This is a genomic window from Salegentibacter holothuriorum (genome assembly GCF_900168045.1).
Lineage (GTDB): Bacteria > Bacteroidota > Bacteroidia > Flavobacteriales > Flavobacteriaceae > Salegentibacter > Salegentibacter holothuriorum.
The window spans coordinates 55,930-72,228 of the sequence record NZ_FUYY01000005.1 but is presented as its reverse complement, the minus strand read 5'-3'; the positions used below and the strand labels follow the sequence as shown (position 1 = coordinate 72,228).

10 protein-coding genes are annotated in these 16,299 nt (G+C 37.0%); 8 read left to right on the top strand and 2 right to left on the bottom strand.

The features are described 5' to 3' along the window. Position 1: 1 nt before the first annotated feature. Together B5X51_RS12150 and B5X51_RS12145 are read right to left on the bottom strand one after the other, a co-directional pair. Positions 2 to 1,411, bottom strand: a complete 1,410-nt coding sequence (locus B5X51_RS12150; protein WP_079721460.1) for an arylsulfatase — start codon at positions 1,409 to 1,411, stop codon at positions 2 to 4. Positions 1,412 to 1,433: 22 nt separating this feature from the next. Beyond that, positions 1,434 to 4,550, bottom strand: coding sequence for a glycoside hydrolase family 2 TIM barrel-domain containing protein (locus B5X51_RS12145; RefSeq protein WP_079721459.1), 3,117 nt, complete (start codon positions 4,548 to 4,550; stop codon positions 1,434 to 1,436). A gap of 256 nt (positions 4,551 to 4,806) precedes the next feature. Between B5X51_RS12145 and B5X51_RS12140 the strand changes: the two genes are divergently transcribed. The 8 genes from B5X51_RS12140 (at position 4,807) to B5X51_RS12105 (ending at position 16,229) form a co-directional block, all read left to right on the top strand. Beyond that, positions 4,807 to 7,875 (top strand): SusC/RagA family TonB-linked outer membrane protein, encoded by a 3,069-nt coding sequence (locus B5X51_RS12140; RefSeq protein WP_217699543.1) that lies wholly within the window; start codon positions 4,807 to 4,809, stop codon positions 7,873 to 7,875. Between the two features lie 16 nt (positions 7,876 to 7,891). Beyond that, positions 7,892 to 9,703, top strand: coding sequence for a RagB/SusD family nutrient uptake outer membrane protein (locus B5X51_RS12135; protein WP_079721457.1), 1,812 nt, complete (start codon positions 7,892 to 7,894; stop codon positions 9,701 to 9,703). An 18-nt stretch (positions 9,704 to 9,721) separates the two neighbouring features. Continuing rightward, on the top strand, positions 9,722 to 10,606 hold the full coding sequence (locus B5X51_RS12130) for a discoidin domain-containing protein (RefSeq protein WP_079721456.1): 885 nt from the start codon (positions 9,722 to 9,724) through the stop codon (positions 10,604 to 10,606). Positions 10,607 to 10,891: 285 nt separating this feature from the next. Then, entirely contained in the window at positions 10,892 to 13,108 is a 2,217-nt protein-coding gene (locus B5X51_RS12125; RefSeq protein ID WP_079721455.1) for a M60 family metallopeptidase, read from the top strand. Between the two features lie 186 nt (positions 13,109 to 13,294). Beyond that, positions 13,295 to 14,893 (top strand): M60 family metallopeptidase, encoded by a 1,599-nt coding sequence (locus tag B5X51_RS12120; protein ID WP_079721454.1) that lies wholly within the window; start codon positions 13,295 to 13,297, stop codon positions 14,891 to 14,893. Continuing rightward, entirely contained in the window at positions 14,883 to 15,308 is a 426-nt protein-coding gene (locus B5X51_RS12115) for a hypothetical protein (RefSeq protein ID WP_079721453.1), read from the top strand. Before B5X51_RS12120 ends, B5X51_RS12115 begins: the two co-directional genes overlap by 11 nt. A gap of 46 nt (positions 15,309 to 15,354) precedes the next feature. Beyond that, the gene (locus tag B5X51_RS12110; RefSeq protein WP_079721452.1) at positions 15,355 to 15,804 is read left to right on the top strand and encodes a DUF4488 domain-containing protein; all 450 of its coding nucleotides are present in this window, start codon (positions 15,355 to 15,357) and stop codon (positions 15,802 to 15,804) included. Between the two features lie 104 nt (positions 15,805 to 15,908). Then, positions 15,909 to 16,229 (top strand): hypothetical protein, encoded by a 321-nt coding sequence (locus tag B5X51_RS12105; RefSeq protein ID WP_079721451.1) that lies wholly within the window; start codon positions 15,909 to 15,911, stop codon positions 16,227 to 16,229. Positions 16,230 to 16,299: the final 70 nt, after the last annotated feature.

Here is a 16,299-nt window from a genome sequence, read left to right as displayed (position 1 = left end):
TTTAATTACTTGTCTTAAAATTGAAATTAGTATTTGGCGTTCTCACGGAATCCATAAGCGTTTGCAATTCCTTTGCTTTTTCAGGATTACTTTCTGCCAGGTTCTTACTTTCTGCAGGGTCTTGAGCTATATTATATAGTTCTACCGGAGCCTGCGGATTTTCATTCACATTAAGTCGAATAACTTTCCAATCACCCTTAAGCAACGCCTGCTTACCGCCAAACTCATGAAACTCCCAATAAAGGTAGTCGTGTTGTTTTTGCTCTCCACTATTCTTTAGAGTGGGAAGAAAAGATATTCCATCTATTGCCTCTTTATTAATAGATACACCGGCAATTTCAGAAAAGGTAGGATAAACATCCCAAAAAGCCCCTTTAAAATCGCTGGTAGTTCCTGCTTCTACAACGGCTGGCCATCTTACAATAAAGGGCTCTTTAATTCCACCTTCATACAAATCTCTTTTCACACCTCTATGCTCACCACTACTCTTAAAGAAATCTACATCGGCCTGTCTTCTTCCACCTTCAAGATGGGTACCGTTATCACTGGTAAATACCACCATGGTATTTTCATCATAGCCTTTCTCCTTAAGCACTTCCATTACCCGGCCAACATAAGCATCTATACTCTCAACCAATGCAGCATAGGCAGCTTTAGGATATTTTTGACCGGCATAATGGCGCCCCTCTGGCCAGGCTTCTTCGGGCTCATATTTACTATTTCCATCTTCAGTAAGGTGCTTTTGTATAAAATTATCGGGCACCACCAGCTCTGCGTGCGGAATCGTAAAAGATAAATACAGAAAAAATGGTTCTTTTGCATCCCGTTCTTCAATAAAATCTACGGCTGCATCAGTAAACAACTCGTTAGCATAACTATTCTCAGGCGTTTTTTCCCTTACCAGTTTGCCATTTTGAATCACATCCAGGGAGTCAGGTCTTTGAAAATGGGCATCTACATGATGTAAATGACCTAGAAACTCGTCCCAGCCCCTTTTTTCAGGAGAACCGGTAGAACCTTTTAATCCCAGGCCCCACTTACCATACATTCCGGTAGTATAGCCCTGTTCTTTTAAAATCTCGGGGATAATCTTTTTATCTGGATCTAATGGAAATTCTCCATTCCCTCTCACCTGAGTGCTTCCGGTATGTTGACCGGTTAATAAAGCAGCCCTCGAAGGAGCGCAAACAGTACTTCCCGCATAGAAATTTTCAAATTTCATTCCTTCCGTGGCCAATTGATCGATATTGGGAGTTTTAAAAACATCCTGCCCGTACACTCCCAGATCACCAATTCCTAAATCGTCAGCCATAATAAAAACAATATTTGGCTTCTTATCTTCTTTTGAAGCATTACTGCCACAAGCACTTAAAATAAGGCTCATGACAGCTATGCTAATATATTTTTTCATTTATTCTTTAATTTTATAAAGCTTATTCTATTGGAGAAATGATATAAGAATACTCATAATCCTGGAAAGGAACACGATATTCCTCTAAAGCTAAACTCCCCCAGCTATTTATACCTGCAACTCCCATTTGCATGAAATCTACATCTAGATGCACAACGTCATCTTTTTCCAACAAAGCAGAGTGCTCCTGCTCCTTTTCAGAAGAAGGATAAAGTTGCTCTAAAGAATATGGAAGTGCCGACACACTTAAAAGATTATCTACGAAATCTATTCTAACGCCGGTGTTTCTTCCATTTGAAACCTTAGCCCATCTAACATCTGTCTTATTACCAGATTCCTGAGGTCTTACATAAGGATGATACTGATCTTCTACCAAACCTTCATAAACTCCAACCATAGCACTATACTTCCTATCTGCATAACTCTCCCAGGGTCCTCTACCGTACCAGCTAAAGTTCTCTAAGTTTTTAGGCAACTCTAAAGTGTTTCCTACTTTCATTAAAAGCTTATGATCTCCATTTAAAGCTTTAAAATTGTTAGAAACCTTTATTTTGGCATCATCAAATATTTCATAGGTTTGAGTAAATTCAGCATCTCCATCCAACAATGTGAAACGTACCTCTACCTCATAACCATTATCAGCATTTGGTTTATGGGTAATTTCTTTCACCTCCAGCCCTGGTTCTTTTAGATAATCTAAATTTTGGTTTAATCTGCCTCCAAAATCATTATCAACTAATGGACGAAAAAGAGAAAGCTCAGGCCCCTTTTCAATTAAAATATTTCTTTTGTATTTATAATCAAAGAATCGCCCGGTATTTTTATTGAATTTAATAGAAAAACCACGTTTAGAAAGCTCTAATTCATCTTCGGTTTCTTCCACTTCAAAATCGGTCGCACTTAATTTAGGTGCCATAGAAACCGGCTTAGTAATCTGAAATTCATCTTCAGCCAAAAGCGTTCCCGCTGTCATTAAATTTTCTTTAGTTGCCAGTTTTGCCTGAATATGCAACCTGTATTCTGCAGCAGGATCATTTGGCACCTCGAAGCCCAGATCAATCTGAGTTTTGTTTCTAGGAGCAAGAGCAATAGGCTCAACCTCGGTAGTTTTTATTATTTTACCATTTTTCAGCAAATTAATTTCATATTTAAAATTAGCTAAATCACGGAAAAAATATTTATTAAAGATCTCTATCGCTTCGGCTTCTTTATTAAAAGTAAAACCTATCTCCTGGTGTACTTTTCTAACCTCATAAGCATGTGGATTCCAGGTACGGTCTGGCATAATAACACCGTTAATTAAAAAGTTATTATCACTTGGAGTATCTTCAGGACCCCAATCGCCTCCGTAACTAAAAATTTTCTTTCCATCTACTTCTTTATAAACTCCCTGGTCTACCCAGTCCCAGATATAACCACCCTGCAGGCCGTCATATTCTTCTATTACGTCCCAATACTCTTTAAAGTTACCCATACTATTCCCCATAGCGTGTGCATACTCACTCATAATATATGGACGCTCCAATCCATTTTCAGCATAACGTTTCATGCTATTTGGATGCGGGTATTGCGGTACAATAATATCGGTATTCCACTCGGTAGTAGAACGCTCGTACTGTACTGGTCTTGTAGGGTCAAAAGCTTTTATCCAATTATAAGCTTTATAAAAGTTATAACCATTACCGGCTTCATTCCCCATACTCCAGGCTACAATTGAAGGAAAGTTTTTATCCCGTTCTACCATACGCTTAATTCTAAGCATATGGGCATGTTCCCATTCCGGATCATTTCCAAGAGTACGCTCAGGATTATAGTACATCCCGTGAGATTCTATATTCGCTTCATCAATAACATAAAAACCATATTTATCGCACAACTCGTACCACCTTGGGTCGTTTGGATAGTGAGACAATCTTACAGCATTCATGTTTAGCTCCTTCATTATTTTAATGTCGGTTAACATTTGCTCTTCGGTAACTACGTGATGCGTTTCAGGATGTGACTCATGTCTATTCACCCCTTTAAATAATACCGGCTTACCATTTACCAAAAATTCATTCCCTACAACTTCATAAGTTTTAAAACCAACTTTTTGATTAATACTTTCTATAATATCGCCATTAGAAGCCTTTAAACTTATGTTTAAATCATATAAATAAGGAGTTTCAGCAGACCAGGAATTAACATTCTTTAATTCTTTCTCAAAATGAAGTATGGTTTTTCCCATTTTCCTTTTCAAACCAATAGTTTTTTGCTCCTCTTTATAAAGGCTCAAACCATTCTCATCTTTTAACTCAACTTCAACGGTATGTTCTCCCTGTTCCAGGTTAGTTCTATTCCAGAGTTCAATATCAAAGCTTAAAGCTCCATCTCTATAATCGTTAATCAGTCCGCTTTTCACAAAAAGATCATAAAAATGCACCCGAGGTCGCGAATACAAATAAACATTTCGCTGAATCCCGCTAATACGCCAAAAATCCTGAGCCTCCAGGTAACTACCATCGCTCCATCTTCTTACCTCAACAGTAATAAGATTATCTCCGGGTTTTAGGTATTCGGTAAGTTCAAATTCTGATTCTAACTTGCTATCCTCTCCCATTCCAACATATGCTCCATTCACATAAAGTTTAAATGCAGATTTTACAGCTCCTAAATGAAGAAACACTTGCTCGCTTTCCCAATCTTTAGGTAAAGAAAAGTTACGGCGATAAATTCCTACAGGTTGTTTTTCATTTTCTATATATGGCGGATTTGGATCATCTACCGCAAATTCAAAAGGGTGATTTACATAAATAGGAGTTCCGTAACCATTGAATTCCCAATTGGCGGGTACTTGAAAATCATCCCATCCCGAATCGTCAAAATTTTCGTTTTGAAAATTTTCGGGAATATTATCGTAATGTTCGGTCCAGAAAAATTTCCAGGTTCCGTTAAGATCTAAGAAGCGACTAGAGCCGGACTTCTCTCCCGCTTCGGCAAGTTCTTTATTTTCATAAGGAAAATAGGAGGCCCTCATCGGAAGCCTATTATCTTCCTGATAATTAGGGTTTTGAAATACATCTACCTCTTCTTTTTGAGCAGACGCGTTAGCCCCACAAAATAAAGCAAGGACAAATACAAAAAACTTTCTTTTTAACATACTTTTTAAATTTAAAAAGCAATGTTACGAAAATATTTCTATTCCTTAAGAAGATTTTATTCTAAAATATACACACTTAAAGCTATTAATCTAAAGCCTTGGTTACTTAACCCCTATAGTGCTCTCAAAAAAAAATATTTTTTTAATAATTTTTTGTTAATTAATTAAATTCAATATATTAGCATAATGTTAACGAAACATTTTACTTTCGTTATGTAAATAAATAAAATTAATAACTAACAAAATCAAATTAATTATGAAGAACAGCTACGTATTTGTACTTTTCTTTTGCTTAATGTTTTCAGGCACATACGCCCAGGAAAGCATTATAGTAAAAGGAACAGTCGTGGATGCTGAAACGGACATGCCCGTACCAAGTGCCAATATTATTGAGAAAGGCACCTCTAATGGAACCATGTCTGATTTTGATGGAGAGTTTTCCATTGAAGTACCGCAAGACGCTATTTTACAGATCAGTTATTTAGGTTATGCAACTCAAGAAATTAAAGTAGAAGGTAGAAACGAAATCGATATCGTTCTAGAGCAGAATGCAGATGCTCTGGATGATGTAGTAGTAGTTGGTTACGGTGAACAGAAGAAAATAAGTATTGTAGGGGCTGTTTCAACCATGGAACCAGAGAAGTTAAGAACGGCTTCCACAAATATCTCTACCTCCTTAGCCGGAAATTTATCAGGGATTATAGCTGTGCAACGTACGGGGCAACCAGGTGCTGATGCCGCTAACTTTTTTATTCGAGGTATTTCTACATTCAGTGGGGCACAAAACCCTTTAATCTTACTTGATGGCGTGGAAATTTCTAATGGGGACCTTAACGGGTTATCTCCTGAGATAATAGAAAGTGTTTCGGTGTTAAAGGATGCTACCGCTACTGCTGTTTATGGTACCCGTGGAGCAAATGGTGTTTTGATTGTTACCACCAAAACCGGGAAAAACTTCGATAAGCCCCGAATTTATGCCAGAGTGCAATCTCAGGTTACTGTTCCTACAGAAACTCCTAATTTCGCAGATGGTGTTGATTATATGAAGCTTTATAACGAAGCAGTAACCAATAGAAGTACTGGGGAAATTTTGTATTCACAAGATAAGATTCAGGGTACGGCAGAAGGAAGAGATAAATATCTCTATCCAAATGTAGATTGGTATGATGAAATGTTTAAAGATGCAGCCTACAACCAGGAAGCAAACGTGAACATTCAAGGTGGTGGAGAAAAAGTTGGTTACTTTATGAGTGCAACGCTTAACCGACAAACAGGTCTCCTAAAGAATTTCGATATGAACTCTTATGATAATAATATAGAAGTTCAGAAATTTACTTTTCAGAACAATATAGATGCAGAGCTTTCACCTACTACAAAAGTAGCCTTAAAGCTTAATACACAATTAAGGTATTACGATGGTCCATCAACTAGTGTACAGGGAATCTATAATGGAGCGATGAATACTAATCCCGTAGATTTCCCAATGTATTATCCTTTAGATAGTATTACCGACCCTAGAGATATACAATATGGTGGTAAAACAGGTGGTGCCGTAAACGGTGGGTGGCCAAACCCTTTTGCTGAATTGACCCGTGGTTACACTGATAATTTCCAAAGTACCGTCTTGGCTAATTTAAGTGGAGAACAAAAGCTAGATGTTCTTTTAGATGGTCTTGCTTTTAAAGGACTGGTATCATTTAAAAACTGGGCGAATACCAATGTAGTAAGAACTAGAGGATATAACCAGTATGAATTAACCGGTACTCCACAAGCACCAGATGGTAGTTATAATCTAGATATGGTGGGACAGCCTCAAGATTTATCATTAGGAACCGGCACCGGTACTTCAGGAGATAGAAGATTTTATTTTCAACCCTCACTGGAATATAATCAGAAATTCGGTAAACATAGTGTTTCGGGATTATTATTATATAACCAAACCGAGTTTGCTATTAACAACCCAGATGGTTTAATTAGTAGTTTACCTGAAAGAAGAATAGGTTATGCGGGAAGGGCGACTTACGATTATGATTTTAAATATTTATTTGAAGCCAATTTTGGATATAACGGTTCTGAAAATTTCGCTGAAGGAAAACGTTTTGGTTTCTTCCCCTCTGCGGCCGTAGGTTATGTAATTAGTAATGAAGACTATTTTAAAAAATTTACCGATGTAGTGAACCTTTTAAAGCTAAGGGTTAGTTATGGTAAAGTGGGTAATGATAGAATTGGCGGTGCGAGATTTCCATATCTCTCAAACATTGATTTAGGTGGACGTGGCTTTACAACAGGAGTTGAACAAAACACCTCTTATAGTGGCCCTGTTTACAATCAGTTCGCTAACCAGAATATTACCTGGGAAACGGCCAATAAGTTAGATATAGGCTTGCAAGTAGGATTGTTCAATGAGTTTGCTTTTGAAATTGATTTTTATCATGAGAAACGAGAGAATATATTCGTAGATATATCCTCAACAATACCTACAATCTTCGGAACTGCAGGAACAAATGTTTATGCCAACCTGGGAGAAGTAACCAATCAAGGTGTTGACTTCTCATTAGATTACAATAAACAATTCAACGATGATTTTCGATTAACCGCAAAAGGTACCTTTACTTATGCCCACAATAATGTGGATTTAAATAATGAACCTCCATTTTCAGAATTTCCTAATTTATCAGCCGTTGATCATCCAATTGGAACGCTGTTGGGCTATCAAGCAGAAAGACTATTTATAGATCAAGCTGAAGTAGATGCCAGTCCCGTACAACAAATGGGAGGTTTTGTTTCCGGTGGAGATATTAAATATACCGATATTAACGGCGATGGTATAATAAATAGTGACGACAGGGTAAGAATGGGAAATCCTACTACCCCAGAAATTGTATACGGTTTAAGTACCTCTATGTATTATAAAAATTGGGATATGTCTTTTCTTTTACAAGGAGTAGCCAGAACTTCATTTTATGTTAATGGTTTTCATCCTTTTGGGAGTCAAGGCTTAAGAAGTGTGTTACAATGGGTAGCAGATGATCATTACGGCCCTACTAATCCTGATATTTATGCGGCATATCCTAAACTTTCTAAATTGGATAACGGAAACAATACAGCTAACTCCTCGTATTGGTTAAGAGATGGTTCATTTCTTAAACTAAGAAGTGCAGAAATAGGTTATTCTTACAAGCAAGCACGTTTCTTTATTAGTGGGTATAACCTGCTTAGATTTTCGAAATTCGACAAGTGGGATCCCGAGCAGGGAGGCGGTAGTGGTTTAAGTTACCCAACACAAACTATAGCAAACCTAGGAGTTCAATTAAGATTCAACTAAAACATTAATAAGCATTATGAAAAAACCAATAATATTTATATTAATTTTCACCTTCGCCATGTCTTTCACAGCATGTGAAGACTATTTAGATATCGTTCCAGATGAACGACCTACCGACGAAGATGCATTTAGAAGTCCTAATGCCGCTCTTGGATATTTATATTCTATATATGGTTATATACCTAATCAGCGTCATTCGTTTTCAATAGATTTATTGACTTCAGATGAAGTAGTTACAGCTTTTGAACACGAAAACTGGGCACAATTCCCTAGAGGGGAGTATACTGCCTCAAATCCTGTAATTTCCTATTGGAACGATTTATATAAAGGAATAAGACAGGCCTATATTTTTAAGAGTAATATAGACAGTGTGGAAGGTATTGAACAGAGCACGAAAAACCAATACAAAGCCGAAGCAGATTTTTTAATAGGCTATTTTCATTTTCTTCTATTAAGAATGTATGGACCCGTAGTGATTGCAGACAAACAATTTGATATTAACATGCCTGCTGAAGACTATCCTTTGAGAGCAACTTACGATGAAAGTGTAGATTTTATTGCTGGTAAGTTAGATGAAGCAGCACAGGGACTACCCATGGAACAAACCAGCTCCAGCGATTTTGGAAGGGCTACCAGTGTTATTGCAAAGTCAATTAAGGCAAGAATGTTATTGTATGCTGCATCTCCTTTATTTAATGGAGGTGGCGCTAATAATTCCAGTTTATTTAATGGGTTTACAGACCATGATGGAAACCAGCTAATTAGTACTTCCTACGAAGAGGCTAAGTGGCAAAGAGCTGCCGACGCTAACAAAGAGGCAATTGATATAGCTTTAGCTGCCGGTAATAGGTTATATGCAAATAGTGATTATGATTCAGAGTTTCCGGAAGATCCTATCGAAAAAGACCTTCGCTATGTTTACGTAGATAAGCAAACCGATGAGTTAATTTGGGCTGAAACCAGACGTGAAGGTGTTTATGCTTTCCAAAACAAAAGTACCCCTTTTATTCCAGGTACATCGTGGAATGGCGTAGCCCCTACCCTAACAATTTTAGAAAGTTTTTATTCAGAGAACGGCCTACCTATTGATAAGGACCCTGAATACGATTATCAAGGTCGCTATAATATAGACAGTACTGCTTTAGGTAATACGTTGTCTTTAAACCTAAATAGGGAACCTCGTTTCGAGGCCTGGATATCTTATCATAATGACTATTATGAGATTATAAGGGATGACCAGAAGCGAATTGTTACCAATTATCGTAGAAATGATGATGAAGGTATCCAGGGACGTAGCAATAATTATAGCCCTACAGGATATTTAAACAAAAAAGGAGTTGCTCCTTTATTAGATCAGAGTCGTCTTCAGGTAAGTGTTAATTACCCCTGGCCGGTAATTAGGCTCGCAGAATTGTATTTGAATTATGCGGAAGCTTTAATTGAAACTGGACAAAATTTAAATACTGCTAAAGAGTATATTGATAAAGTACGGGTAAGAGCCGGAATACCAACTATAGATGAAGCCTGGGCACCTATTGGTGGAGCTAACGACCAGGAGACCCTCCGGGAAATAGTACGCCAGGAAAGAACCATAGAACTTTATTTGGAAAATCATAGATTCTGGGATTTAAGAAGATGGCAAATTGCCGATCAATATTTAGATACTAAAGCCAAGGGAATGAATATCCAGGGAGAAACAGATGAAGAATTTTTCCAGGTAACCGAGGTGAAATTTCCAAGGAATTTTAGCCAGAGGAATTATTTGATGCCTATTCCACAGGCTGAAGTTAATAAAAACGAACTGTTAATTCAGAATCCTGGATACTAACATTAAAAAACAAAAGTGATGAAAAAACTATTATATATTGCTTTATTGTCCCTTTTCGTAATAAGTTGCGATAAGGACGATGAAAACCTACCGGCACCATCTAATGTGATGAATGTCTCAGCCGAACCACGAATTGGAGGGGCATTGGTAAAATGGGAAATACCTTCTGATAGCGCATTTACTTATTTGGAAGTTCGCTATTTAAAAAATGGAAAAGAAGTTTTAGAAAGAGTAAGTAAATATACCGACACCTTACTAGTTGAAGGTTTAATTAATGCTGAAGAATTCAGTTTTGAAGTGCAAGCGGTAAATGAAACCCCAAATGCAAAAACCGAAGGTGAGGTACTAACTACCGGAAAGGTTAGACCAATAAGAAGATCTGCTGAGATTACTTTTTTTCCTAATCAATTAAATAGCGTGGATGTAGAAGCTTCTATGTTAGACACTTTCACCCAGGAACAAAGTGAAGGTCCAAAGGAAAATTTGGTAGATGGAGATCCCTCTACTTATTGGCATTCAGCCTGGTCAAGTGGTGTTGCACCGCTCCCCCACTGGATCCAAATTAATTTTGATGAGCCTAAAAATCTAGGAGCTATTAAGTATTGGTTCCGTCAAAGTGCCAACACCTCAGGAAGACCTCAGCAATGGGGACTTGAGGTAAGTGAAGATGCAGAAACCTGGGAAAGGGTTTGGGAATCTCGGGATAATTTACCGATCTCAGACAATTCTTCAGAACACGAATTAACTTTTGATAAGAATTACGAATCGCAATATTTTAGAGTTATGATCTTAAAAAATGGAAGTGGCACTTTCGCCCACCTTGGCGAGATATCATTTTACAATATGGATTCTAACATAGTTGATAAAGAAGAAGAGGCCGAAGAAGAATATTATAACTTTTAGAGATAAAAAACAGCCAGGTTGCTCACTAGTAGTAACCTGGCTCTTTATTTAAATAAACTTCTTTTAGTAGTTTTACTTTTTAATGATTGCTTATGTTTTACAAGTTTTACACAATTTAGTTGTTGGAAATAAGTATTTTTTTCACCCCATGATCTAATAGGATTTCGTTTCATATTCAATCCTAAAAAAGTTTCAGCCACGTAAAATTATTTTAATAAACACTCGACTCCAAAAAAAGCTGAATTCTTTTCAATCAAATATCCCACATTATCTAAAATTATTTATATGAAAATTATCACCAAGAAATCTCCTATTTTTTTTATGCTTTTTCTTTTAGTGAGCATTAGCTGTTCCGATAAAGATGAGATAGAAAAAGAAATCACAGAACCACCCATTGCAAAACCTGAGCCTCCTACAGAATACGATCCTGGAGATGCTAATAAAATTGCAAAAGACGAAAAAATTAGCCTGGAAGATGCTATTGCCAGTCAACATCAACCTGGTACAGATATTCAAAAGTCAATAGATGGGGATAAAAGTACAATTTATCACAGCCCATGGGGTAATGGAACAGAATATCCGGTTGAATTAGAATATTTTTTTACAGAGGATACCGAAAAAATTGATTATTTAATCCTGTATCCACGTAATGATCAAAGCAACGGCCGAATTAAAAAAGGGATTATTCATATCCAAAGCCGTGAGGACCAGGAATACCAGAAGTACCTGGAATTTGATTTTGACAAGCCTGGAAACCCTAAAATTATACCCTTCCCAGAAGGTTTTATAAACCCCAAAAGCCTAAAAATTTCGGTAACTGAAGGAATTAACGACTTTGTTAGCCTAGCCGAAATTGAGTTTTACAAAAAAAGTGCTTCTGTTGAAGAAAGCTTAAGCATTTTTGAAGATAAAGCAGCTACAAAATTAAAGCCCGGCACAAGCCTGGAAGATATTGAAGCCATAGAGAATGAGTTTATTAGAAATATGGCGATGGCTATCCATGAAGATGTTTATGATGAATTTAGAATAGGAGAATTTAAAAGTTATCCAGACCCTAATATAATCGCTACCGAAAACAAAACCGTTCCTTATGGGCTTTATGATAACGTAACGGGTATTCAGGTACCTTGGGGTACTGAAATGGTTGTATTTATGGATGATTTTGAGGGCGAAATAGTGCTTCGTGTGGTAAATCATAACCAGGGATTTGGCGGAGAAGACCATGTATTACAACCAGGAGTGAATAGATTTAAAGTAACTACAGAAGGTCTAGCCTACCTTATTTACCAGGATGAACAAGACCATACAGTAAAAGCAAATTTTGCTACCGGAAAAATTAATGGTTATTTCGACATTGCCAAACATACCAATGCAGATTGGCAAGAACTTGTAGGAAATGCCGGTTATAGTCATTTTGATATCCTTGGGGAATTTGCGCATTTAACTTTTACTACAGATGATTTACGCCAAAACACCAATGACGTAGAAGAGCTTATTGGACTTTATGATGAGTTGGTAGACATGGAGCAAGATTTTATGGGCTTATATAAGTACGACAGGGCAAATAAAACCCGTATGTACTTTAGAACCAATACCCACCAGGATATGTATATGTTCGCTACTTCATATCGTACAGAATATGCTAAAGGAACCATGGGAGCACTTACAAATCCTCAAACCCTAAAGTCTTCTCCCTGGGGCCCTGCCCATGAGGTAGGCCACGTAAACCAAACCAGACCGGGATTAAAATGGTTGGGAATGACAGAGGTCACCAATAACATACATTCGTTATATGTACAAACTAGTTGGGGTAATGGAGCCAGGATTGATGTAGAAGATTTAGGAAAGTACAACAATCGTTATGAAAAAGGCTTTACCAATCTTCTAAACCAAAAAGCACATGCCGAAGAAGGCGATGTTTTTGTAAAGTTGATCCCGTTTTGGCAATTACAATTATACATGGATAATGTGCGCGGACAAAAAGATTTTTATAAAGATGTTTACGAAATGGTTCGTGTAGAGGAAAATCAGCCCAATCCAGGTGCAAGCCAGGTTGAATTCGTTAAGATAGCTTCAGATGTTGCCAAATTAGACCTTACCGAATTCTTTAAGGCCTGGGGCTTCCTTACGCCCGGTAGTTTTGATTTGGATGATTACGGGCAGGGCAATCTCACCGTTACCCAACAAATGGCCGATGATGCTATTGCCTATGTAAAGTCTAAAGGCTATCCTGAACCTGGCGATGCCTTTCAATATATCCATGATCAAAGTGTAAGCTTATATAAAAGCTCAAGCAGCTTGTCTTCTGGCAGTGTTAGCGTTTCTGGTACAGATATTAGTATTTCAGGAGCCGGTAACGCTACAGTATTTCAGCAAGAAAGAGATGGAGCTATTCTTTATGTTTCTCCTAGAACCTCTTTTAGTGTAGATTCTTATGACGATGAAGATAAATTCTATGCCGTAGGAGTAGATGGGGAACGTAAAGAGCTGCAGATAAATTAAAATTTGTATTCATGTTTAAATAGTTAGCCTTAAAAACCCTGAAGCTTAAAAGAACTAGTTTTCAGGGTTTTTTATTAGATTAAACTTATGCTAAATTGATATTATGATTAATTAATTCTCTAGAAATATGATTTTTAAAACTACAAACTATTGTTACTGAAGCACCTAAAAATAATTCATACAAACATGAAAAAACAATTAATTTCAATTCTAATTGCTACTTTTTTTATAGTAGCGGCACACGGCCAATCAGCTACCGAAATAGCCTCTATATACAAGGACCTCTTTGTATTTGAAACTCCCATGGCTCTTTCTTTAAAAAAGAAGGTTAAAAAACGGGATATTGCCAACATTAAAAATGATCGATTACAAGAAACAGCCAGTAAATTATATTCCAAAAACTACGACCCTGATTTTCGTATGGCCAATTATGAAGCCTACCTATCCCCTAGCGTATTAGGACAGCAATTAATGATAGGAGACGGTTATAGCAAGTATGAAAATATTACAGGGATTTATATGCCAAAAGGAAAGCAGCTTGTACTAGTAGATGGAATTAACGAGGACACTGAAGTAGGCCTGGTAATCGTAAACTGGAACCGCCATGCGCCTGAAGGCACAGATCCAACTAAAGATCCGGCGGGATGGGGTATTGAAAAAAAGGAATTCACACTTCAAAATGGAGTTAACATTGTAAACCTAACAGAATTCGATGGCCTGGCTTACATAGATTATTTTTCTGACGAGCCGGAAAAAGACAAGCAAATACAAGTTCATTTCCCAGCTGCCCAGGTAAATGGCTATTTTGACAGCACTACTGATAGTGATGCAGACTGGAATGCGCTGGTAGATAACGCTGTTTACCCCATAGTAGATGCCCGTGGAAAACATATCCAAATTGCCTACCCGGCAGCGGCCATAAAGAAATATGCCTACAATAGAGGAATGGAATTGATAAATAATTACGATTCCCTGGTATATAGACAACATCGCATTTTGGGATTGATTAAGTATGACAAAGTTCCCAAAAACCGCATTTTAGCAAGAGTAAATTACAATTACTATATGTTCAGAGATGGTGATGGAGTTGCGTATATGGGTACAGATCCCGGTAATGCAATGCCTATGGTGGTAGATCCAGACCGAGTGATAAAAGGCGATCCCTGCTGGGGCTTTAGCCATGAGGTTGGCCATGTACACCAGTTGCGCCCATATTTTAATTGGGGCGGCTTAGGAGAGGTAAGTAATAATATTTTCTCCTTATACGTAACCACCTCTTTCGGCAATGAAAGCCGAATTTCCAGACAGAATAATTATGCGAAATCACGAGAAAGTATTATTGAAGGAGATATATGTTATTTACAGGATGGAGATGTTTTTAATAGAGTAGTTCCATTTTGGCAATTACAACTCTATTTCGCGGGGATAGGTGAAAACCCAGATTTTTATCCCGATCTTTTTGAAGCTTTTCGCCAACAAGGAGAAGCTATTCGAAAGGAAGGGCAAGGCTCACGACATTCTGGTGGCTGGGGAGCCAGGGGTAATAATCCTGCGGAATATCAACTAAATTTTGTAAAAACAGCCTCTAAAGTTAGCAAGACAGACCTAACCGATTTCTTTGATAAATATGGATTTTTCTACGTAGGGGAATTTGATTATAACGACTACGGAAATTACAGCTATAAAATGACCCAGGAAATGGTAGACCAATGCAAGGCCGAAATTAAGGCAATAAACCTACCAAAACCAAAGGTAGATATTAGCACCTTAAAAGATGAAAAATAAGAAAATAATACTGCTCATTGGATTGGCATTGATTTTATTTTCGTCCTGTAAATCAGATCCGTTTTCTAAAACCGATAAAAATATAGCAGCAGCAATCTCTGAAATTAAAACATTAACAGAATGCCGGAAAATTGAGTATAAATTTATAGGAAATCCTTCAACTGAATCAAAAGAAGGATCTTTAAGCACTATAAAAGTAGAACTTTTTGATGTTAGTAAGCCTATTGAAGATTATGAATCATTTGGAAAAGGCTGTGCAAAAATAATTTTTAACGCATCAGAGGAAACTAAAAATTATAGTAAAGTTTGGATTTCATTCGTAAGCAATGGTGAAAAGAAAAACAGCGTAATTGGAATTGATATTAATATTTCAAAGGAAGTGAGGAATTTCGTTTACAATTCATCAAATTTATAAAATCAAACCCACTCAAAAAAAAACCATAATTCAAATAAATCACAAAATGAAAAATCTTTTTATACTACTAATCCTGACCGCTTCCATGCTAGCGAATGCACAAGCTGAACAAACTCAAATCCCAGAATCAGAATCTATTGTTGGAATCTGGAGGCAAACGGGAATAATACATCCAAAGAATGGAGAATTAATACCAGTATTATCTGGTAATTATAAATTAATTAATCCCGACAGGACGTTTTTCACCTTTGTAACCTGGGGAACAAAAGATCCCAAAAAAGGTACAACTATTGGGCAATATGGCACTTATGAAATAAAAACTGATAGCACTTTAGTAGAGAATGTTATAAAACATTCAATGGATCCCAACTTAAATGGAAGTCGTGGAACGCTTCGGTATGAATTGAAAAATGAAAAAACGTTAATGATGGCCTGGAAAAATAATATGGGAAATTGGGTTAATGAAGAATGGACACGTTTACCATTATCCAGGTAAAAGACGAATTAAACAATTGATTTTCACAAAAATCAATTTTCAAAAATCTATACAAACCCTTGATTATATAATAATTATATTTCATTAAAATTCCCATATTAATTATGAATCAAAATTCACAAGGATACAAACCGGAAAATGATAGTCAGGGGCAAACTATAGTTGTGAATCCAAGACAAAATAACTCTAACGGCACGGGAACTGCAGGTTTTGTTTTAGCCTTAATCGCTTTATTTCTTGGATGGATTCCACTTCTAGGTTGGATTTTATGGCTACTGGGCCTGGTTTTGTCTTTTGTTGGATTATTCAACAAACCCAATGGCCTGGCCATTGCCGGGCTTATAATATCGCTGATAGGCGTGGCATTATTGATTTTCCTCTTTGCGGGCCTGGCAATATTTGGAAGTCTAATGTCATTTAATTAAAACCACAAGATGGATCAATTCAGATATATGAATAAATCCCTGCCATTTTGGAACGAGCGATTGTTCATTT